Here is a 20,769-nt window from a genome sequence, read left to right as displayed (position 1 = left end):
TCAGAGGCGTCGTCGCGTAGGCGGATTGTTAGATGTTCGATATCGGCTGGAGTGAACTGCTCGTCATTGGGGTCGTCGCGCTGATTGCGATCGGCCCCAAGGAGCTTCCCGGCGTTCTGCGCATGGTCGGGCAGTGGATGGGCAAGGCCCGCCGGATGGCCTCGGAGTTTCAGGGCCAGTTCCAGGAGGCCATGCGCGAGGCCGAGATGGCCGATCTCAAGAAGAGTTTTGACGAGGTCAAGGAAGCGGCGAGCGGCTTCTCCCCGGCGGGCATGATGTCGTCGCTGCAGCGCGACGTCGACAAGGCGCTGGACATCGAGGGTGTCGACAAGCCCGCCGAGCCGGTCATTGCGACATCGCCGGAGCCGGTTGCTTCGGTCGAAACTCCCGTCACTCCGACGACCCCCGAGCCTCCGCACGCCGAGACCTTCGTGGAGGCCGAAGCTCATCAGGCCGTCGGCGAGCCGCTGGCCATTGTGCGCGAGATCAAACCCGAGCCGCAGCCGCAGCCCGCCGATGGCGCCGCGCCGGCCGAGCCCGAACGCCTGAAGGACGCCAAAGCGTCATGACCGTCGAAGATATCGAGGCCAGCAAGGCCCCGCTGATGGACCACCTGATCGAGCTGCGCTCGCGGCTGATCAAGGCGCTGCTCGGCTTCGGCGTGGCCTTCATCTTCTGCTTCTTCTTCGCCAAGCAGATCTACAACATCCTGGTGCTGCCGTTCGTCTGGGTCGCCGGCGCGGAGAACAGCAAGTTCATCTACACGCAGCTGCTCGAATATTTCATCACGCAGCTCAAGCTCGCGATGTTCGGCGCAGGCTTCATCTCGTTCCCGATCGTGGCGACGCAGATCTACAAGTTCGTTGCGCCGGGTCTTTACAGGCACGAGCGCAATGCATTCCTGCCCTATCTGATCGCGACACCCGTCTTTTTCGTGCTCGGCGCCATGCTGGTCTATTTTGCGGTTTGGCCGATGATCGTGCGCTTCTCGCTCGGCATGCAGCAGCTCGGCGGCCCCGAGACGGCGCAGATCGCGCTGATGCCCAAGGTGGGCGAATATCTGTCGCTGATGATGTCGCTGATCTTCGCGTTCGGCATCGCGTTCCAGCTGCCCGTCATCCTGACGCTGCTCGGCCGCATCGGCATCGTGACCTCGCAGATGCTGAAGGAGAAGCGGCGCTACTTCATCGTCATCGCCTTCATCATTGCCGCGGTGCTGACCCCGCCGGACGTGCTGAGCCAGGCGTCGCTGGCGCTGCCGCTGCTGGCGCTCTACGAGGGCGCGATCATCGCGGTCGGGATCGTCGAGAAGCAGGCGGCTGCGGCCAGGTCCGGATCGTCGTCCGGCTCCGGCAGCCTGCCGACCAACCCGTCCGAATAGGGCGCTCCTGTCGCCCGGGCTTACTCCTGGGCCTTGCCTGTTCCCAACCGCTGCCATTCGCGGTAGTGCAAGCCGACCTGCGACCCAGGGCGACTCGCGAGCACCATTTCGTTCCCAGGACCGAACGACCATGCACGACATCAAATCGATCCGCGACAATCCGCAAGATTTCGATGCAGCGCTGACTCGCCGGGGTCTGTCGCCGCTGTCGTCGCAGCTGCTCGCCATCGACGAGCGCCGCCGCGCGGCGATCCTGGCGTCGGAGCAGGCGCAGGCGCGGCGCAACGCGGCCTCCAGGGAGATCGGCGAGGCCAAGAAGGCCAAGGACGAGGGACGCGCGTCCGCGCTGATGGAGGAGGTCGCCAAGCTCAAGACCACGATGCCGGAGCTCGAGGCGGCTGCGAAGCAGGCCGACGAGGAGCTGGCGCGCGAGCTGTCGGCGATCCCCAATCTTCCGCTCGACGAGGTGCCGGACGGCAAGGACGAGCATGACAACGTCGAGCGTCATGTGTTTGGCGCCCGCCGCAACTACGCCTTCGCGCCCAAGGCGCATGACGATATCGGGACGGCTCTTGGCATGGACTTCGAGTCGGCGGCGAAGCTGTCCGGCGCGCGCTTCGTCGTGCTGAAGAAGGGGCTCGCGCGACTCGAGCGCGCGATCGGGCAGTTCATGCTCGACCTCCACACCACCGAGCATGGCTACACCGAGGTCAACCCGCCGCTCCTGGTGCGCAACGACGTCATGTTCGGCACCGGCCAATTGCCGAAGTTCGAGGACGACCAGTTCTGGGCGGTCAGGGGCGAGCTGCTGATCGCGCCCGATGAGCGTCTGAAGGCCGAACGGCTCGGTCTCATTCCCACCGCCGAGGTCGCGCTCACAAACCTCGTGCGCGAATCGATCGTCGACGAAAAGGAGCTGCCGATGCGGCTCACCGCGCTCACGCCGTGCTTCCGCGCCGAGGCCGGCGCGGCTGGGCGCGACACCCGCGGCATGATCCGGCAGCATCAGTTCACCAAGGTGGAGCTGGTCTCGATCACGACGCCGGAGACGAGCAAGGACGAGCACGAGCGGATGCTGGCCTGCGCCGAGGAGGTGCTGCGCCGGCTCGATCTGCACTACCGCGTGATCACGCTGTGCACCGGCGACATGGGCTTCTCGTCGCAGAAGACCTACGACATCGAGGTCTGGATGCCCGGGCAGGGCGACGGCGGCGCCTTCCGCGAGATCTCCAGCTGTTCGGTCTGCGGCGACTTCCAGGCCCGCCGCATGGATGCGCGCTATCGCGCCAGCGACGGCAAGCCGCGCTTCGTGCACACATTGAACGGCTCGGGCACGGCCGTCGGTCGCGCGTTGATCGCTGTGATGGAGACCTATCAGCAGGCCGACGGCTCGATCGCCGTGCCGGACGTGTTGCAGCCCTACATGGGGGGCCTCAAGGTCGTTGCCGCGGATTCATAGAGGAGCGGCAAATTGCATCCATGCCGGTCGCCGCAATTGCGCCGCGACCGGCAGATCGTATCCTGCGGTTCCGCCAGCACGCGCGTTTCAGAACCGGCAACATGGCCCTGCATCGGGATATCTTCTGGATCGGACGGCAATGGGCCGTGACCGGCTCCGGCATCCAGGCGGTCGACCAGCGACTCAAAGGCGTATTTGACGTCGATCGTGCGGCCGTGTGGGACGATGGCCTCACCGACGCGCTGCGTGGCGAGGCCTGGTTCAATGCAGCGGATTTCGAGAAGGCGCTGAGTGTCGCCCGGACGAGGTTCCCGGCCCCGCCGCGTCCGCAGCCCGAGCCGCCGGCGCCTCAGCCGTCCGAAGTGAGCTGCCCGCCAGCTCCTGCAGCATCCGGCACGCCCGGCCCCCTGCGCCTGGGCACCGGTGGCAAGCTCGCGCGATTCCTGCCGCAGTGGCGCATCCGGCCTTGAACGGCTGACGCGGCCGGGTTTGCCTCGGTGCTGTGCAGCAGATAAGACACCCCGGCAATCGACCTGAACGGAATGGAAGGCTGGCCATGCGGATTCTCTGCACCAATGACGACGGAATCCATGCTCCGGGTCTCAAGGTCATCGAGGAGATCGCGCGCGCGTTGTCCGACGATGTCTGGATCGTCGCGCCCGAGCTCGACCAATCCGGCGTGTCGCATTCGCTGTCGCTCAATGATCCCTTGCGGCTGCGCGAGGTTGGGCCGCGGCATTTCGCGGTCCGCGGTACGCCGACGGACTGCGTCATCATGGGTGCCCGTCATATCCTGGGCGAGAAGCGGCCGGATCTGGTGCTGTCAGGCGTGAACAAGGGCCGCAACGTCGCCGAGGACGTCGTTTATTCCGGTACCATCGCGGGAGCGCTCGAGGGCACCATTCTTGGCCTGCCGTCCTTCGCATTGTCGCAGGAGTTCAGCATCGCAACGCGCGACAAGCCGTCCTGGGACACTGCGCTCAAATTCGGCCCGCAGATCGTGCGCAAGGTGCTCGACGCTGGCGTGCCGAAGAACACCGTCATCAACGTCAACTTCCCGTCCTGCGCGCCCGATCAGGTCAAGGGGATCGTCGTGACCCGCCAGGGCAAGCGCAATCTCGGATTTCTGAAGGTCGACGAGCGGCGCGACGGGCGCGGCAATCCGTATTTCTGGATCGGCTTCGACCGCGCCGCGGCCCTCGATGTGCCCGAAGAGGGGACCGATCTTGCCGCGCTCGCCGCGCATTACGTCTCGGTGACCCCGCTGCGTCTCGACCGCACCGACGAAGCCTTCTCCGGCAAGCTCGGCAGCATTCTCGCCTGAGTTGTCTTCAGTCTAGCTCTGGGGCTCGGCGGTGCGCAGGGCGTGCTCGATGGCTTTGCCGAGCGTTTCGAGCTGAAATGGCTTCTGCAGGGCCGGCCGGTCCCGATACTCTTCCGGCAGTCCCGACGAACCGTAGCCCGTGGCGAAGATGAACGGCCGGTTGCGACCCTTGATCACATCAGCCACCGGCGAGATGACCTTGCCGTTGACGTTGACGTCGAGGATCGCGACGTCGAAATAGGTACTCTCGGCGAGCTTCATTGCTTCGCCGATTTCGCCGGCCTCTGCGGCGACGGTGTAGCCGAGCTCTTCGAGCATGTCGGCCACCATCATCCTGATCATGACTTCGTCTTCAACCAGAAACACAGAGCCGCGCGGCGGCCGCGGTGCAGTCATGATGTCAGTCCTTGCCCATATCCGGTTTGACGGTCGCAAATAACGGCTTATGGCGCAACGTCAACAACGTCGTCTCTGCATGCCGTAACCCTGCGGCGTGGGCAAAACTGCCCCGAAGGTGAACGAATTTGAGCGATCTTGGTTCCTCGGCAGAACGGTTTTCGCGGACAGGGCCCGCAGCGCAATCTGCCATCAACGGGACGGCACCGAGGTTTGCTGATGAAAAGTCGGTGCGCAACGCTGGGGCGCCGTTTACATTGGCGCCACGCCAACCACCGACATCGCGATGCCCCCGACCGCTCCGCCCGAAAAGATGATGTTTCAGCTGATCTTGCGTCGGCGGGGTATCAGCGATCAGGCGGTGCTGCGCGCCATGGAGGAGGTCCCCCGGGAAGAGTTCGTGCTGCCGGCCGACCGCGCCGACGCCTATCGTGACAGTGCAATGGCGATCGCCTGCGGCCAGACCATCAGCCAACCCTTCGTGGTCGCCTACATGACTGAGCAGCTCAAGCTGCAGAAGAGCCATCGCGTGCTCGAAATCGGGACCGGCTCAGGCTACCAGGCCGCGGTCCTGGCTCGGCTGACCGACCATGTGCTGACAGTCGAGCGTTTCCGGACGCTTGCCGATCGGGCGAGAGAGCGACTGGAGAAGCTGAACTGCTTCAACGTCGAGGTGATGCTCGGCGACGGCTACGCGTTACCGGCCGGGGCCGGCCAATTCGACCGCATCATTGTGACCGCGGCCATGGAAGACATCCCGCAGAGCCTGCTCGACCGGCTGGAGCCGGACGGTATCCTGATCGCGCCTGTCGGACCTCACCACGGTGTCCAGCGGCTCGTGCGGGTGACCCGGACGGGCGATCGCTTCGACCGCAAGGAGCTCGTCGACGTGCGATTTGTGCCCGCAATTCCGGGGATTGCGCGCGAACTTTGAACGAGCGGATCAGCAAGTCTCCCAACGCTTTATTCGGGGCTTAAGCGCTTATTTACCGCGGCTGTGTTTACTCGAATTCGTTGTTTGTTGCGTACGAGTGAGTAACCATGCCCGTGACCGACGAGTTGCTTCGCTCGCGCCGCCTGCCGCAAGTCGCGGCGCTGGCGCTGATGTCGTTCGGCGTCGCCGGCTGCAGCGCCGACATGTCGACGCGGCTGTCCCAGACGCAAAATCCGTTCTCCAACCCGTTCGCCTCCGACTCCACCGGTTCGGTGCAGGCCCAGCCGCCGCGGCAACAGCAATACAGCCAGCCCTATACCCCGGCACCCGCGCCGGCTCCGGCGTATTCGTCATCCGCGCTGCCTCCGCCCGCGGTCGGGGCGCCGCAATCCTATCCCTCCGGCGGGGGCGCCGGCGTCTCCGGCGGCGGTCGTGGCGTCGCTTCATACGCGCCGCCCGCAGCCATCCCAGCGCCGCAGGCCTATGCGCCGCCGGCCACGCACGCCTACGCGCCGCCCGCGCAACCGCAGCTCGAGACCACCGGCGCGGTGCCGCCGCGCTCGATCGCCGCGGCGCGGCCCTCCGGCGGCACAAAGATCATCGTCGGCACCAGCGATACGCTTGATGTGCTGGCCAAGCGCTACCGGGTCACGCCGGCGGAAATCCTGGCGGCCAATGGCTACAAGGGGCCGCGTGCGCTGTCGCCGGGCCAGCAGCTGATCATTCCGCATCCGGGCGCTGTCGCGGCCGCGCCGGCCGTCCAGCCGGTCGCGGCGCCGGTGGCTGCAGCTCCCATGGTTGCGCCCAAGCCGGTTGCGATGGCCGCTCCCGCCGCTCCCGCGACCTTCCACTTCGTCAACCGCGGCGACACGCTGGCGGGCATCGCACGTCAGAATCACGTCTCGACGGCTGAGCTCGCACGCGCCAACAATCTCGACCAAACGTCTCCGTTGAAGCTCGGTGCCAGGCTGACCGTCCCTGGCAAGGTCGCGGCGGTGGCCGCGCCCGTGGCCCCGGTCGCAGCCGTTCCCCAGGCGGTTGCGACCGTGCCCGCGCCGGCGCCGACGACGCGGGTCGCGACAGCCGCCGGTCCGGTGCAGAGCGCGCGTCTCGCCCAGGCCAATCCGGCACCCGAGAAGGAGGAGGAGCCGGCGCGTCCGGCCGAGACCACCAGCTCGCTGCCGACCTTCCGCTGGCCGGCGCGCGGCAAGGTGATCACGAGCTACGGCGCCAAGACCAACGGCAAAGCCAATGACGGCATCAACATCGCGGTGCCTGAGGGCACGCCGGTGAAGGCCGCCGAGGACGGCGTGGTCGCTTACGCCGGCAATGAATTGAAGGGCTATGGCAATCTGGTCCTGGTGCGGCATTCCAACGGCTATGTCACCGCCTATGCCCATGCGAGTGAGCTGATGGTAAAGCGCGGTGATCCGATCAAGCGTGGCCAGGTCATTGCCAAGTCCGGTCAATCCGGAGAAGTCGGATCGCCACAGCTCCACTTCGAGATCCGCAAGGGATCGTCCCCGGTCGACCCGCTGCAATTCCTCAACGGGGCGTGAGTTGAGCAATCATCGACACTGACGAGCTGTCGCTCCATGAAAGCCGTCATCGCCCGCGCAGGCGGGCGATCCAGTAGACACCAGCGTCTCGAATGTCACGAAAGCCTCGGCATACTGGATGCCCCGCCTGCGCGGGGCATGACGCTTTTTGTGCAGAGGCTGCTTGCGTCGTATTCGATGTGATTTTGGCCGCCATTGTCGGGATGACGGCCGAGTGCCTTACTTCGCGCTCAGCCGCACGCCGAGGCGGCCGGCCAGGTCCTGCGTGAACTGCCAAGCGACACGGCCGGAGCGCGAGCCGCGCGTCGTGGCCCATTCCAGCGCGTCGCGCTCCAATTCGTCGTCGTCGGCAGCAATGCCGAAATGGCTGCAATAGCCGCGGACCATCGCGAGATATTCGTCCTGGCTGCAGCGGTGGAAGCCGAGCCACAGGCCGAAGCGGTCCGACAGCGACACCTTCTCCTCGACGGCTTCGCCCGGATTGATCGCGGTGGAGCGCTCGTTCTCGATCATGTCGCGGGCGAGCAGATGGCGGCGGTTCGAGGTGGCGTAGAGAATGACGTTCTCGGGCCGGCCCTCTATGCCGCCTTCGAGCACGGCCTTGAGCGATTTGTAGGACGCGTCATTGCCATCGAAGGACAGGTCGTCGCAGAACACGATGAAGTGGAAGGGAGCGGCGCGCAGGATGTCCATCAGCGCCGGCAGGCTCTCGATATCCTCGCGGTGGATCTCGATCAGCTTGAGCCGGTCGGCCGGCTTGCGCGCGAGATTGATCGTCGCGTGCGCCGCCTTCACCAGCGACGACTTGCCCATGCCGCGCGCGCCCCACAGCAGCGCATTGTTGGCGGGAAGGCCGTTGGCGAACCGCTCGGTGTTCTCGATCAGGATGTCGCGCATCCGGTCGATGCCCTTGAGCAGATCGATCTCGACGCGGCTGACGCGCGGCACCGTCGACAGCCGGCCGTCCGGATGCCAGACGAACGCATCGGCCGCGTTCAGATCGAGAGCGGGCGTGGTGCGCGGCGAAGTTGCGGCAAGATGCGCCGCGATCGCCTCCAGCGCGCGGGCGATCCGCTCGGGGGCATCGTCGGCCGGGACTCTGGCGGGACGTTTTGCCGCGACCTTCGGCGGCTTGTGCACCGCGGTTGTGGGACCTTTGGCGATCGGTCTGAACACGGTTTTGACGGAGGTGCGGGCGGGGGCTTTGGCTGGTTTTTTCGACATGCTGCAAGTTCCTGAAGGGGCAGCCATATCGGGCCTCGCCGGCGGCCGCAAGCGGGGTGAATTCAAGGGGGCGGGCGCCTTGCTATTGGGACCGCGGCCGCTATATTCCGCGCGAAATTCGCAAGAGGCCGGCCCGCGCCGAGATCAGCGTGGTTCGCCGGCTATTTCCGTCTCACCGGGCACTGGCCCACGAGGATCGACCGCATGCTGATTACCCCTGCCTATGCCCAGGCCGCCGGCGCTGGCGATACCAACAGCATGCTGATGTCGCTGCTGCCGTTCGCGCTGATCTTCGTGATCATGTATTTCCTGATCCTGCGGCCGCAGCAGAAGAAGGTCAAAGAGCACGCCGACCTCGTCAAGAACGTCCGCCGCGGCGATACCATCGTGACCCAGGGCGGTCTGGTCGGCAAGGTCACCAAGGTGGTCGACGACGACCAGGTCGAGTTCGAGATCGCCGACGGCGTTCGCGTCCGCCAGATGCGCCAGATGATCACGGGCGTCCGAACCAAGGGCGAGCCCGCCAAAGCCGACTCGAAGGCCGATGCGAAGGACGAGAAGGCCGCGAGCTGATCGCGGCCTGGCCGGCGCGCGACGCCGGGCTTTGCCTGATGTTCTGATTTTCCGGGCCGCCCGCGGCCCTTACGGACAACCTCCATGTTGTATTTCACGCGGTGGAAGGCGCTGGGCATCATCCTCACGGCGCTCGTGGTGTGCCTGTGCGCGGTGCCCAACTTCTTTCCCGAAGCGACGGTCAAGACCTGGCCGGCCTGGGCGCAGCGCCATATCGTTCTCGGCCTCGACCTGCAGGGCGGCTCCTATCTGCTGCTCGAAGTCGACTCCAACTACGTCAAGAAGGAGCGGCTCGATTCCGTGCGCGATGACGTGCGCCGGACGCTCCGCGATGCCAAGATCGGCTACACCGGATTGACGAGCAAGGGCGACGGCGTCGAGGTCAAGATCACGAAGGACACCGACGTGCCGACCGCGCTGTCCAAGCTGCGTGATCTGTCGCAGCCGCTCGGCGGCCTGCTCGGCTCCAGCGGCCAGCGCAGTCTCGAGGTGAGCGATGCCGGCAACAGCCTGATCCGTCTGACGATCCCGCAGGCTGCGATCACCGAGCGCGTGCGCCAGACGATCGAGCAGTCGATCCAGATCGTCGAGCGCCGCATCAACGAGCTCGGCACGGTCGAGCCGGTGATCCAGCGTCAGGGCACCGACCGCATCCTGGTGCAGGTCCCCGGTCTGCAGGATCCGACCCAGCTGAAGAACCTGCTCGGCCGGACCGCCAAGATGGAATTCCGTATGGTCGACACGACGGTGTCGCCCGAGCAGGCGCTGCAGGGTCGGGTGCCTCCGGACTCCGAAGTGCTCCAGAGCGCCACCTCGCCGAACCAGCCTTATGTCGTGAAGAAGCAGGTGCTGGTCTCCGGCGGAGATCTGTCCGACGCGCAGACCGGCTTCGACCAGCGCACCAATGAGCCGATCGTCTCGTTCCGCTTCAACTCGGCCGGAGCGCGCAAATTTGCGCAGGCGACGACCGAGAACGTCGGCCAGCCCTTCGCGATCGTGCTCGACAACAAGGTGATCTCGGCGCCGGTCATCCGCGAGCCGATCACCGGCGGCTCGGGCCAGATCTCCGGCAATTTCACCGTGCAGTCCGCCAACGAGCTGGCCATTCTGCTGCGCGCCGGCGCGCTGCCGGCGCCGCTCACGGTGATCGAGGAGCGCACCGTCGGTCCCGGCCTCGGTGCCGACTCGATCGCCAAGGGCGAGCTCGCCTCCTATGTCGGCTCGATCCTGGTCATCGTGTTCATGCTGGTGACCTACCGGCTGTTCGGCGTGTTCGCCAACATCGCCGTCGTCGTGAACGTCGCGATGATCTTCGGCGTGCTGTCGCTGCTCAACGCGACGCTGACCTTGCCCGGCATCGCCGGCATCGTGCTGACGGTCGGCATCGCCGTGGACTCCAACGTGCTGATCTATGAGCGTATCCGCGAGGAGCTGCGCGGCGGCCGCAACGCGATCTCGGCGATCGACGCCGGGTTCAAGCGGGCGCTGGCGACCATTCTCGACTCCAACATCACCACCTTCATCGCCGCCGCCGTGCTGTTCTACATCGGCACCGGCCCGGTGCGCGGCTTCGCCGTGACGCTCGGCATCGGCATCCTCACCACGGTCTTCACCGCCTTCACGCTGACCCGTCTGATCGTCGCGTGGTGGGTGCGGTGGAAGCGGCCGCAAAGCGTGCCAATCTAGGAGCTACTGTGACACACTGGTTTCTCATCGGGCTTGGCATCCTGATCGCGGTGCTGACGGTGGTCAGCGCGCTCGGCCTGCTGCCGTCGCTGCGCATCGTTCCCGACGACACGCATTTCGACTTCACGCAGTTTCGCCGCATCAGCTTCCCGATCTCGGCGGCGCTGTCGATCCTGGCGATCGTGCTGTTCTTCACCCATGGCCTCAACCTCGGCATCGACTTCCGCGGCGGCAGCCTGCTCGAGGTGCGGGCCAAGTCGGGCACCGCCGACATCGCCGGAATGCGCGCGACGCTCTCGACGCTCGGTCTTGGCGAAGTGCAGTTGCAGCAGTTCGGTGCTGATACCGATGCATCGGTTCTGATCCGTATCGCCGAGCAGCCGGGCGGCGACGCCGCGCAGCAGGAGGCTGCCAACAAGGTGAAGGCGGCGATCGGTGATTCCGTCGAGTATCGCCGCATCGAGGTCGTGGGCCCGCGTGTCTCCGGTGAGTTCCTGGCCGTCGGTCTACTCGGCCTCATGCTCGCGATCGTCTCGATCCTGATCTATCTCTGGTTCCGCTTCGAGTGGCAGTTCGCGCTCGGCGCCATGATCGCCAACGTCCACGACATCGTGCTGACGATCGGCTTCATGTCGATCAGCCAGGTCGATTTCGACCTGACCAGCATCGCGGCGCTGCTGACCATTCTCGGCTATTCGCTGAACGACACCGTCGTCATTTACGACCGAATCCGCGAGATGCTGCGTCGCTACAAGAAGATGCCGATGCCGCAGCTTCTCAACGAGTCGATCAACTCGACGCTGTCGCGCTCGATCATCACCCACGTCACGGTGACGCTGGCGCTGCTCGCGCTGCTGTTGTTCGGCGGTCCGGCGATCCACAGCTTCACGGCTGTCATGATGTTCGGCGTGGTGCTGGTCGGCACCTACACCTCTATCTTCATCGCGTCTCCGATCCTGATCTATCTCGGCGTGCACGCGATGCGCGCCGAGGCGCAGGACGACAAGCCGGCGGCGAAAAAGAAAACCCCGTGATTCGCAGGAAGCTGGCCTTTGGATCATATCCAGAGGCAGCAAGTTGATCTCGGACATGGCCACTGCGAACGACACACCCCACTTCCCTCGGTTCGCGCCGATCGACGGCTACGGCAAAGGCGGTTTCGCCTTCGCCGACATGTCGCATCGCGGCTCGCTGCTATGCCTGCCCGATTCGATCTGGGCCTGGGATGTCACCCAGCCCGGCCAGATCGACCGCTACTCGCTGCAGCGCGTGTTCGATGCGGCGAACAAGATCGACACGCTGATCGTCGGCACCGGAAACGAGGTCTGGATTCCGCCGGCCGCACTGCGGTCGGCATTGCGCGGTGTTGGCGTCGTGCTCGACGCCATGCAGACTGGGCCCGCCATCCGCACCTACAACGTCATGATCGGCGAGCGGCGGCGGGTTGCCGCCGCGCTCATCGCCGTGCCATGAGCGAGCCGAGCGCCTCGAGCGACGCCGCATTCTGCGCGGGCCTAGTCCGCGAACATGATTTCGATCGTTATGCGTCGACGCTGTTCGTTGCGCCGGAGATCCGGCGGGCGCTGCTGTCGCTCTTTGCCTTCAACATCGAGATCAGCCGTATCCGCGACGTCGTCTCCCAGCCGCTGCCGGGCGAGGTGCGATTGCAGTGGTGGCACGATGCGCTGAGCGGGCAGGCGCATGGCGGAATCGAAGGCAATCCGGTTGCCGCCGAACTGTTGTCGACGGTACAACGTTTTGCACTTCCGGTGGCGCGGCTGACGCGACTGATCGACGAGCACCAGTTCGATCTCTACAACGACCCGATGCCGACCATGGCCGCCTTGGACGGTTATCTCGGCGACACGTGCGGAACAATGTTTGCTCTTGCTGCTCAGATCATGGCGCCGCCGTTCGAGGGCGCTGATCACCTGGCGCATCACGCCGGCATTGCACTTGGGCTCCTGCAGGTGATCGCGTCGCTGCCGCGGGATGCCGCGCATCGGCAACTCTATGTTCCGCTCGATCTGCTCGAGCGGCACGGCGTCCCGCAGGAGGAGGTGTTCGCCGGCAAGGCGACGCCTGCGATCCGGGCCTTGCTGGCGGACCTGCGCGCGCAGGCCCAACAGCACCTCGATCATACCCTGCAATTGTCGCGCGAGGCGCCGCCGGCAGCGCGGCCAGCGCTGTTGCCGCTGGCGCTCGTCCGTCGTGATCTGGCGCGCGAAGCGGGCGACCCGTTCCTGCCGCAGCCGCGCTCGCGTCTCGCGACGCTCTGGACGCTGTGGCGCGCGGCCAGAACGGGGAGCTTTCGCGGTCGTTGAAGGGGGACGGCCGCGTCAGGCGGTCGGCATGGCGTTCCAAAGCGGCGGGCTGTGCAGCAGTCGCGGCATGTCCGGCGCCTCGTGCCGGTGGATCGTGCAACGCGTGTCCCACACGATGAGGTCGCCGCCACGGCAGGTGTGAGTCCAACTGAACTCGGGACGTTCGGCGAGCTGCCAGAGGTCATTGAGTAGCGCTTCAGACTCGTCCTGCTCGAGGCCGACCACATAGGAATGGCGGCGCTGTCCAAGCGCCAGCATCGAGCGGCCGGTGTCGGCGTGCAGGCCGACCAGCGGGTGCACCGGACCCGCAAAGATGGTGCGGCGACCATCATCGGCGGTGTCGATCGTGCGCTGACGAACCTTCAGATGAGCGACGCGGCTGCGCATCGCCGGCGACAGCGCGTCATACGCCGCGTACAGGCTGCAGAACGACAGGCTCTCGCCCCGCGTCGTGCCATACGACGTGTAGTGAAGATCGGCATGACCGAAGCGCCGGCTGAACGCCGCGATGTCGCGGTCGGTGAGACGCTGCCAGCGCACGAGCAGCACCTGGTGTTTGAGCAGCGCGCGCATGAAGGAGGCGAATGCCCAATCGTCGAAGGATCTGAGGTCGACATTGCAGACCTCGGCACCAAGCGCCTTGCCGGTCGGGAGTACCTGGACGAGGCTGCTTTCGGCGCTTCGCGCAACGTTGCTTCTGTGATTCACGTGCGTCGTCTCCCAAGTTTCACCAGCGCTGCCAATCAACCACTGTAATTTGTCGGGGTTGTTTCGGCTCGGAGGCAATTCGCGGGATGATCGCGGCACGATCTGCCGATTGTCGGCACACTCTGCGGCTCTGAGTCAGAACTTGGACTCTTCAAGGCATGACGCGGAGAAATATCGAGCAACTTGCGACTCGATCGCAGGCACTGTGCCGCTCATGCGGGCGCATCCGCCGCGCGAACGATCAGTGCGGGCGCTGTGTTCCCTTGATCTGGGTCCGATGCATGATTCGCCTGGAATGATCATCGAACGGATCGCGCCGATGCATGGTGCAGCGATTGTCCCAGATGACGAGATCGCCGACCTTCCACGCATGCTCCCAGGCGAATGCGGGCCGCGCGACATGGGTCCAGATTTCGTCGAGCAGCGCCTCCGATTCGGCGAGTTCCAGGCCCGTCAGATACGCATTGCGACGGCGGCCGAGGTAGAGCATCTGCCGGCCAGAGTCGGGATGCGTGCAGACCAGCGGGTGGACCGCGCCAGGCGACGTGCGCGGATCATCGGTGGGCGTCACGCCCTGCCGGACGAATCCGCCGCTGTTGTAGGTGCCGTCATGCTTGATCTTGAGATCGGCGATGCGGGCTTTGAGATCAGCAGGAAGCGCGTCGTAGACGGCGTACATGCTGCAGAACGAGGTATTGCCGCCCACCGGCGGAATCTCCAGCGCATAGAGCGCGCTGGCGATCGGCGGCGTGTCGAGATACGACATGTCCGTGTGCCACACGGCTTCGCCGGCGCCGAGACTGCCGATGGCCTCGCCATTCACCTTCACGTTCGAGACGATGTAGATCTCCGGCAGGCCGTCAACGAAGCGCCGGCCATTCTCCTGGATCGGAGCAAAGTCCAGATCGCCGAAGCGGCGGCTGAAGGCGATCAGGTCCTGGTCGGTCAGGTTCTGCCCGCGAACGAGCAGCACGGAATGGTCGTGGAAAGCTTGGAGCAAGGACGCGAACGCCTGATCGTCGAGGTGCCGGAGATCGACGTTGCGGACCTCGGCGCCGAGCGCCGCACCTGTCGGAACGATCTCGATCGATGATCGCTGGGAGGCTGGTTGCACGCGGGCATCGACGTTCATGGCCAAATCCTTCCACCGATTGAGGGGCCCGCGCACAATAGCGCGGGCGGTCTTCGAAGTCTCGTGCGCTCACGCCGACGGCAGCTTCAGGTCCGCCTCGAAATTGAAGCGGTCGCGCAGGTTCTTGCGCGAGTCGAGAATGTCCTTGAGGAAAGCGCGGTCGCTGTCGCTCGTGATCATCGGCTCGATCAGGTCGATCTGGTTCATCGCAACCAACTGCAACAGCTCGGTGCGCGGCCGGCCGCTGGCGTCGCGCGGCAGGGCATGGACGACCTGGATATGCTCCGGCGGCTTGGGGCCCCTGGCGGAAGCGAGCTCGCTTTGTAATTGAGTCTCAAGGGCCGGCTGCTCCGCTTCGATGAAGGCATAGAGGCCGACGCCGGTGCGGCGGTCGGCGAAGGCGACGATGGCGGCGTCGCGGACGTCGGGATTTTTGCGGATCATCTCCATCAGGACGGGTGCGTCGTTGACAAGGCGCCGGCCACCGCCCTCGCGGTCGGTGAAGTTGAAGAGGCCGCGGGTGATCGCGCGGTAGACCTTCTTGCCGGTCATCAGCCAGATGCGCGCGAACAGCGATTTGCGCGCCAGGATCTTGCGCTCCTTCGGCGTCAGCGCCTGCGGCACATAGGTGCGCTTGTGCTTCAGGAGGTGACGCAGATCCTCATAGGCCGCGATCCGGAACAGCCGGCTGCGCGTGGAGAAGCAGGCTGCCAGCTGGAAGTCGGTGACGTAGCAACGGCCGTCATGGCCGACCAGCCAGTTCTGCTCCTTGGCGAGATCGTTGTGCGTGATGCCGGCGCGATGCAGCCGCCGCATCATCTGCTTGGCGGAGCGGAAATAGGCGACATTGCCGTGCGGCCTGGCCAGATGAAGCGCTACGCCGTTGATGAAGCCGCGCACCAGGGCGCCATCTCCCGCCCATAACAGGTCGGGTCCGGCATCGAGGCCCTTGGCGCGGGTGAGCGCCTTGCGCTCCCGGGCGAACAGATGACGGGCCAGCACGAACGACCACCATGGCACCTCGTCGAGCCGGCGCAATACCGCGTCGACCTCACCGGTGTCGCTCTTGAAGCGGCCGCGCTCGACGGTCGAGAACACGTCGCGCTTGAGCAGCACGCCCTCGCTCCAGCGCGATGCCAGCAGGACGGAGGCGGACTTCGGCAGGCTCATCGCGATCTCACGCAGCCGCTGCGACGCGCAGATGCTCGGCGATCCAGCGGTCGAGATCCGCCAGCGCACGCGCACTCATCGCCTGCTTCTTGGCCACCGTCTTCTCGTTGCCCTTCAGTCGCGTGCCATCGGGCTTTTTGGTCGGAGCCGCCGCCAAGGGCGGGAACAGGCCGAAATTGATGTTCATCGGCTGGAACGAGCGCGTCGCGCCATCGATCGTTTCGATGTGGCCGCCGGTGATATGGCCGAGCAGGGCGCCGAGGGCGGTGGTCGGCGGCGGCGCGGCGAGGCTGGCGCCACGCGCCTCGGCAGCGGCGTAGAGGCCGGCGATCAGACCGATGCTCGCCGACTCCACATAGCCCTCGCAGCCCGTCATCTGGCCGGCGAAGCGCAGCCGCGGCTGTGCCCGCAGGCGTAGCTGCTGGTCGAGCAGCTTCGGCGAATTCAGGAAGGTGTTGCGGTGCAGGCCGCCGAGCCGGGCAAACTCCGCATTTTCAAGCCCGGGAATAGTGCGGAAGATCTGCTGCTGCGGGCCGTATTTCAGCTTCGTCTGGAAGCCGACCATGTTGTAGAGCGTGCCGAGCTTGTTGTCCTGGCGCAGCTGCACGATCGCATACGGCTTCACGGTCGGATCGTGCGGATTGGTCAGGCCGACTGGCTTCATCGGGCCGTGGCGCAAGGTCTCGTGGCCGCGCTCGGCCATCACTTCGATCGGTAGGCAGCCGTCGAAATAGGGCGTATTCGTCTCCCAGTCCTTGAAATCGGTCTTCTCGCCGGCGAGCAGTGCGGCAACGAAGGCGTCGTACTGCTCCCGCGTCATCGGGCAGTTGATGTAGTCGGCGCCGGTGCCACCGGGACCGACCTTGTCGTAGCGCGACTGGAACCAGGCCTTCGACATGTCGATCGTGTCCTTGTGCACGATCGGCGCAATGGCGTCGAAGAAGGCGAGCGCGCTCTCGTCGGTCAGGGCGCGAATCGCGTCGGCCAGCGGCTGGGAGGTCAGGGGGCCGGTCGCGATTATCACGTTCGCCCACTCGGCGGGAGGCAGGCCGGTGATCTCGCCGCGGCGCAGCTCGATGCGTGGATGGCCCTGCAGAGCCGTTGCGACGGCCGCCGCGAAGCTGTCGCGGTCGACGGCCAGCGCGCCACCGGCCGGGACCTGGTTGGCATCGGCGGCCCGCATGATCAGCGAGCCGAGCCGGCGCATTTCGGCGTGCAGCAGGCCGACGGCATTGTTGGCGGCATCGTCGGAGCGGAAGGAATTGGAGCACACGAGCTCGGCGGGCGTCGCCGTGCGATGCGCCTCGGTCATGCGGTCCGGCCGCATCTCGTGCAGCACCACGTCGATGCCGGCCTCGGCGAGTTGCCACGCAGCCTCGGAGCCGGCGAGGCCGGCGCCGATCACGTGAACGGTATTCGTAGGTGATTTGGTCCCTGTCATCGCGGGACAGGTAGCGCTTTTCCCGGGCGGTGAAAATGCGCGAGTGAGTGTCAGGGCGAGAAACCCGGCGCGTGTGGCAGACGCCGCGAGGGGGTCCGAAAACGGCAACGCCCGCGACGAGGCGGGCGATGTCCGGTCGATATCGGAAGGTGGCTGATCAGCCGTTGTAGTGACCAGCGGCAACGCGCGGAATGTCCGAACGGTCGAGACCGATGTCGGCGAGTTCGCGATCGCTGAGCTGCGACAGCTCGGCAACGTTGCGCTGATACTCACGGAACGCCTGAACCATGCGGATGAGCGAGAGCAACATGAGAAATCTCCTTTAGTTCTCGATTCAGTTCTTCGTCGGAACTTCATCGTTGAAATGAACATAGAAGAGATTGTTGCGATGCAGAAGCGTTGATGTTGCGATGCAGCTAAACCGTCGGCGCATAGCTTGGGTAACGCTTGGGTAAGAATCGGGCAGGGTCGCCCAGCAGTTGAGCGATCGATCGAAGGCCCCGTAATCATGCGGCTTTTCAATCGCTCGTTTGATCTGATCGATCGAAATATCCGGTCTTGCGGCCGCCGGTCCTCCGACGAACCTCCGCGGGCTGCGTCCCTTATGGCTCGCGCCCAAACGCATGAGTGAGGGTGCATGAATAATAATTCATTTTTTGTCCTGCTCCTGAACGGAAGTTCGCGATCACGCACAGCTCGCAGGGATTTCATTTCGCCCGACTCTCGCGATGGTGCGACAAAGTGTCGCGGATTTCGGCGATGATGCCGAGGCCGCCGTACCAGCGAGGAAAAACAATGAAGAGCAAATTGTTGGGGGCCGCGCTCATGACCGCGGCCGTGATCGGGTTCGGGCCGGCTCAGGCGGCGAGGATGCATGGGGCCGGCTGCAGCGGGGCCAATCTGGAAAAGACCGAAACGGCGATCGAGGCGATGGCCGACGGCGATGCGCGCTGGGAAGCCCAAAAGGAGATCGCTGCCGCCCAGGATGCGCTGCTGAGCGGCAAGATGGGCGCGTGCAGCATGCATCTGACTAAGGCAATGCATGTCGGGATGATCAAGTAACCGGCGCATCTGCCCGCATCTGTGAATGAGCGGCCGGCCGAATTGCGCGGTCGGCCGTTGTCCCGCCCAGCCTAGGGCGCGTGCGCCAGTTGGGTGGCGAAGGTCGCGATCGTCCGCGCATAGACCTCGCTTTTGTTCCACTGCTGAATGACCGCGAAGTTCGGGCTGCCCGGCTCCCAGTCCTTGCCCTTCTGCCAGCCATAGCCCTTCAGATAATTGGCGGTGGAGGCGAGCACGTCGGGCGCGCTGCGGATCAGATCGCGCTTGCCGTTGCCGTCGAAATCGACGGCATATTTGATCCAGGACGACGGCATGAACTGCGTCTGGCCGATCTCGCCGGCCCAGGCGCCGCGCATTTCGGCCGGCTGCAGGTCGCCGCGGTCGACGATGCGCAGCGCGTCGAGCAGCTCACCGCGGAACTGCTCGGCGCGGCGGCAGTCATAGGCCAGCGTCGCGAGCGAGCGGATGGTCGGAAACTTGCCGACATTGACGCCAAAATCGGTCTCGAGCCCCCAGATCGCGACCAGCACCTCGCCGGGCACGCCATAGGCCTGCTCGATCCGCGACAGCACCGACCCGTACTGCTTCAGCATGTTTGAGCCGCGGGTCAGCCGCGGCGGCACCATGCGGCCGGAGAACTCCTCGAACGTCTGGCTGAACACCTTCTGGCTGTGGTCCCGGTTGAGCACGCTCGGGTCGGACGTGAGGCCGTTCAGCGCCGCGTTGATCGTAGGCTGCGAAATGCCCTTGGCCGCGGCCTCCGTCTTGAACTCAGCAAGCCAGCTGTCGAAGTTGCCGCTACCGCAGGGAACGGCCGCAGTGGCTGGCGAGGAGAGGGCGATCAGGACGAAAAGGCAGGCGGAAGCAGAGAGAAAGCGGACGGTCATCGAAACACCTGGACGGCAATGGCATCAAATCGGCGTGGGGGCCTGCTCCATGTCGGGCGTAACCGCGGCAGCAACAAGGCCGCCCGATCACGTTGGCGTCGGTTTTCGTGAGCCGCCTCTGCGCTTTCAGCCTCCATCCGGCGTTGCGCAACACAGCCGCCGGCCCGAAGGCCGGCGGCAAAAGCACGTTCTTGCAGTTGTCCTCACATCTGGTCACGCGAGCGCCATGGGAAGAGGTTGGCCGGGAAATCGGCGGCCGGCTTCGACGGACGCGGCGCCGGCGGCACGATCTCAGCCGCATCCGGATGGATTGCGATCGCCTCGCGGTAGAGATGCCAGGTGGCATGGCCGAGCACGGGGATGACGACGGCCAAGCCGAGAAAGAACGGGATCGTGCCGGCGACCAGCAGCACCGCGACGATGAGGCCCCAGGTGGCGACGGGGACTGGATTCTGCGCCACGACCCGCAGCGAGGTCACGACCGCTTCGAGCGCGCCGGCGTGCCGGTCGAGCATCAAGGGGAAGGACACGATGCTGAGGCACAGCGCCAGCAGCGCGAACAGGAAGCCCGCGCCGCAGCCGACCGCCATCAGCCACCATCCTTGCGGCGTGGTGAAGACACGCTGAACGAAATCGCTCACACCCGCGGCGCCGCCATAGCCGAACACCGCCACATAGATCGCCTGCGCGGTCGCTACCCAGGTCACGAACAGCGCCAGCAGCAGGGTGCCGAGGCCCAGCATCGAGCCGAACGACGGCGAGCGCAGCACCTCGAACGCGTCCCAGGCGCCGGCCTCTTCGCCGCGGTCGCGCCGGCTCGATAGTTCGTAGAGCCCGAGTGCGGCGAACGGACCGAGCAGGGCAAAGCCGGCAGCCAACGGGAACAGCAGCGGCAGCACCGCATAGCCGAACACGGCACGCGCCAGTACGAGGCCAAGCACGGGATAGATCGCGCACAGCATCAAAGCGTGGCTTGGAACAGCCTTGAAGTCGTCCCAGCCAAGCCGCAGCGCGCGCATGAGACTGGAAAAGTCGATCTTGCGAATCGTGATCTCGGCCGCGACCTCGTCGGCGGGCCGGACGTGTGCTGCGACATTGCTGTGATAGGTTGCCATCGTCGTTCGCTCCCTCATACCTCATGAGGCGCTTCCCAACCCCGCAGGCTGGGCTGCGCTTGTCGTTGGACGGATCGCGGATGGCCAGACGCGACGAACCCGGGGACGGCCATGCGCGAACGGAAGCGAGAAGCATAGTGACGAACGTGACGGCGCCTACTCACGCCTCGGTGAAGGCTGTGAATGCCGCGGTGCATTATAACCAATGGGCAGCGCCATGAAGCTGCGCATTCCCCAGACAAAGTCATTCCGCCGTCATTCCGCCTTCGGTAAGCTTCACAACCGTCGCCGTGTTCAGGCTGGCGGATGACCGGGGAGCGAACGGACTGTGACGGGCAGCTCCGCAACGGAACACCGCCTGACGAGTTCTTCGTTCGATCACTATCCATTGGGA

General features: G+C 65.4%; 22 protein-coding genes. 13 read left to right on the top strand and 9 right to left on the bottom strand.

From position 1 onward, the window contains the following. Window positions 1–32: 32 nt before the first annotated feature. From tatB to surE, 5 genes are all read left to right on the top strand, one after another. The gene (gene tatB, locus BRADO_RS18840; RefSeq protein WP_011926932.1) at window positions 33–569 is read left to right on the top strand and encodes a Sec-independent protein translocase protein TatB; all 537 of its coding nucleotides are present in this window, start codon (window positions 33–35) and stop codon (window positions 567–569) included. Further along, window positions 566–1,381, top strand: a complete 816-nt coding sequence (gene tatC / locus BRADO_RS18835) for a twin-arginine translocase subunit TatC (RefSeq protein WP_011926931.1) — start codon at window positions 566–568, stop codon at window positions 1,379–1,381. Before tatB ends, tatC begins: the two co-directional genes overlap by 4 nt. 130 nt (window positions 1,382–1,511) lie before the next feature. Continuing rightward, entirely contained in the window at window positions 1,512–2,840 is a 1,329-nt protein-coding gene (serS, locus tag BRADO_RS18830; protein WP_011926930.1) for a serine--tRNA ligase, read from the top strand. A gap of 101 nt (window positions 2,841–2,941) precedes the next feature. After that, on the top strand, window positions 2,942–3,310 hold the full coding sequence (locus BRADO_RS35300; protein ID WP_011926929.1) for a hypothetical protein: 369 nt from the start codon (window positions 2,942–2,944) through the stop codon (window positions 3,308–3,310). A gap of 86 nt (window positions 3,311–3,396) precedes the next feature. Next, complete coding sequence (gene surE / locus BRADO_RS18820) at window positions 3,397–4,164, top strand: 5'/3'-nucleotidase SurE (RefSeq protein WP_011926928.1); 768 nt, start codon at window positions 3,397–3,399, stop codon at window positions 4,162–4,164. A 12-nt stretch (window positions 4,165–4,176) separates the two neighbouring features. Here surE and BRADO_RS18815 read toward each other — a convergent pair whose 3' ends face one another. Continuing rightward, window positions 4,177–4,560: a response regulator gene (locus BRADO_RS18815; RefSeq protein ID WP_011926927.1), complete on the bottom strand. Its 384-nt coding sequence runs from the start codon at window positions 4,558–4,560 to the stop codon at window positions 4,177–4,179. 286 nt (window positions 4,561–4,846) lie between these two features. Here BRADO_RS18815 and BRADO_RS18810 point away from each other — a divergent pair, with 286 nt between their 5' ends. Together BRADO_RS18810 and BRADO_RS18805 are read left to right on the top strand one after the other, a co-directional pair. Further along, window positions 4,847–5,494, top strand: coding sequence for a protein-L-isoaspartate(D-aspartate) O-methyltransferase (locus BRADO_RS18810; protein ID WP_011926926.1), 648 nt, complete (start codon window positions 4,847–4,849; stop codon window positions 5,492–5,494). 107 nt (window positions 5,495–5,601) lie between these two features. Further along, the gene (locus tag BRADO_RS18805) at window positions 5,602–7,053 is read left to right on the top strand and encodes a LysM peptidoglycan-binding domain-containing M23 family metallopeptidase (RefSeq protein ID WP_011926925.1); all 1,452 of its coding nucleotides are present in this window, start codon (window positions 5,602–5,604) and stop codon (window positions 7,051–7,053) included. 219 nt (window positions 7,054–7,272) lie between these two features. On the opposite strand, the gene BRADO_RS18800 is transcribed toward BRADO_RS18805, so the two are convergent. Beyond that, window positions 7,273–8,277 carry an ATP-binding protein gene (locus tag BRADO_RS18800; protein WP_041756709.1) on the bottom strand — a complete coding sequence of 335 codons (1,005 nt, stop codon included), beginning with the start codon at window positions 8,275–8,277 and terminating at the stop codon, window positions 7,273–7,275. Window positions 8,278–8,481: 204 nt separating this feature from the next. On the opposite strand from BRADO_RS18800, the gene yajC reads away from it, so the two are divergent. The 5 genes from yajC (at window position 8,482) to BRADO_RS18775 (ending at window position 12,860) form a co-directional block, all read left to right on the top strand. Further along, a complete protein-coding gene (yajC, locus tag BRADO_RS18795) occupies window positions 8,482–8,850 on the top strand; it encodes a preprotein translocase subunit YajC (RefSeq protein ID WP_011926922.1) in 369 nt (122 codons plus the stop codon). A gap of 84 nt (window positions 8,851–8,934) precedes the next feature. Then, entirely contained in the window at window positions 8,935–10,536 is a 1,602-nt protein-coding gene (gene secD, locus BRADO_RS18790; RefSeq protein ID WP_011926921.1) for a protein translocase subunit SecD, read from the top strand. A gap of 8 nt (window positions 10,537–10,544) precedes the next feature. Beyond that, window positions 10,545–11,570 (top strand): protein translocase subunit SecF, encoded by a 1,026-nt coding sequence (secF, locus tag BRADO_RS18785; RefSeq protein ID WP_011926920.1) that lies wholly within the window; start codon window positions 10,545–10,547, stop codon window positions 11,568–11,570. 55 nt (window positions 11,571–11,625) lie between these two features. Continuing rightward, window positions 11,626–12,009 (top strand): Mth938-like domain-containing protein, encoded by a 384-nt coding sequence (locus BRADO_RS18780; RefSeq protein WP_011926919.1) that lies wholly within the window; start codon window positions 11,626–11,628, stop codon window positions 12,007–12,009. Then, complete coding sequence (locus BRADO_RS18775) at window positions 12,006–12,860, top strand: phytoene/squalene synthase family protein (RefSeq protein WP_011926918.1); 855 nt, start codon at window positions 12,006–12,008, stop codon at window positions 12,858–12,860. Before BRADO_RS18780 ends, BRADO_RS18775 begins: the two co-directional genes overlap by 4 nt. A 15-nt stretch (window positions 12,861–12,875) precedes the next feature. Here the strand turns inward: BRADO_RS18775 and BRADO_RS18770 are convergent, their stop codons facing one another. From BRADO_RS18770 to BRADO_RS34155, 5 genes are all read right to left on the bottom strand, one after another. Next, on the bottom strand, window positions 12,876–13,568 hold the full coding sequence (locus tag BRADO_RS18770) for a TauD/TfdA family dioxygenase (RefSeq protein ID WP_011926917.1): 693 nt from the start codon (window positions 13,566–13,568) through the stop codon (window positions 12,876–12,878). Window positions 13,569–13,809: 241 nt separating this feature from the next. Continuing rightward, window positions 13,810–14,700, bottom strand: a complete 891-nt coding sequence (locus tag BRADO_RS18765) for a TauD/TfdA family dioxygenase (RefSeq protein ID WP_041756708.1) — start codon at window positions 14,698–14,700, stop codon at window positions 13,810–13,812. Between the two features lie 69 nt (window positions 14,701–14,769). Then, window positions 14,770–15,870 (bottom strand): serine/threonine protein kinase, encoded by a 1,101-nt coding sequence (locus tag BRADO_RS18760; RefSeq protein ID WP_011926915.1) that lies wholly within the window; start codon window positions 15,868–15,870, stop codon window positions 14,770–14,772. Window positions 15,871–15,877: 7 nt separating this feature from the next. Then, on the bottom strand, window positions 15,878–17,311 hold the full coding sequence (gene trmFO / locus BRADO_RS18755; protein ID WP_041756706.1) for a methylenetetrahydrofolate--tRNA-(uracil(54)-C(5))-methyltransferase (FADH(2)-oxidizing) TrmFO: 1,434 nt from the start codon (window positions 17,309–17,311) through the stop codon (window positions 15,878–15,880). Between the two features lie 157 nt (window positions 17,312–17,468). Next, window positions 17,469–17,621, bottom strand: coding sequence for a DUF1127 domain-containing protein (locus tag BRADO_RS34155; RefSeq protein WP_006614327.1), 153 nt, complete (start codon window positions 17,619–17,621; stop codon window positions 17,469–17,471). Window positions 17,622–18,106: 485 nt separating this feature from the next. Between BRADO_RS34155 and BRADO_RS18750 the strand changes: the two genes are divergently transcribed. Further along, window positions 18,107–18,373 (top strand): hypothetical protein, encoded by a 267-nt coding sequence (locus tag BRADO_RS18750; RefSeq protein ID WP_244422843.1) that lies wholly within the window; start codon window positions 18,107–18,109, stop codon window positions 18,371–18,373. Between the two features lie 71 nt (window positions 18,374–18,444). Here BRADO_RS18750 and BRADO_RS18745 read toward each other — a convergent pair whose 3' ends face one another. Both BRADO_RS18745 and BRADO_RS18740 read right to left on the bottom strand, forming a co-directional pair. After that, the gene (locus BRADO_RS18745; RefSeq protein ID WP_011926910.1) at window positions 18,445–19,260 is read right to left on the bottom strand and encodes a lytic transglycosylase domain-containing protein; all 816 of its coding nucleotides are present in this window, start codon (window positions 19,258–19,260) and stop codon (window positions 18,445–18,447) included. A 203-nt stretch (window positions 19,261–19,463) separates the two neighbouring features. Continuing rightward, window positions 19,464–20,375, bottom strand: coding sequence for a DUF2189 domain-containing protein (locus BRADO_RS18740; protein ID WP_041756704.1), 912 nt, complete (start codon window positions 20,373–20,375; stop codon window positions 19,464–19,466). Window positions 20,376–20,769: the final 394 nt, after the last annotated feature.

It is taken from the genome of Bradyrhizobium sp. ORS 278, from assembly GCF_000026145.1.
In the GTDB taxonomy this organism is placed as follows: Bacteria; Pseudomonadota; Alphaproteobacteria; order Rhizobiales; family Xanthobacteraceae; genus Bradyrhizobium.
Note: the sequence above shows the minus strand (reverse complement) of the source record. Positions and strands in the feature narration are given on the sequence as shown.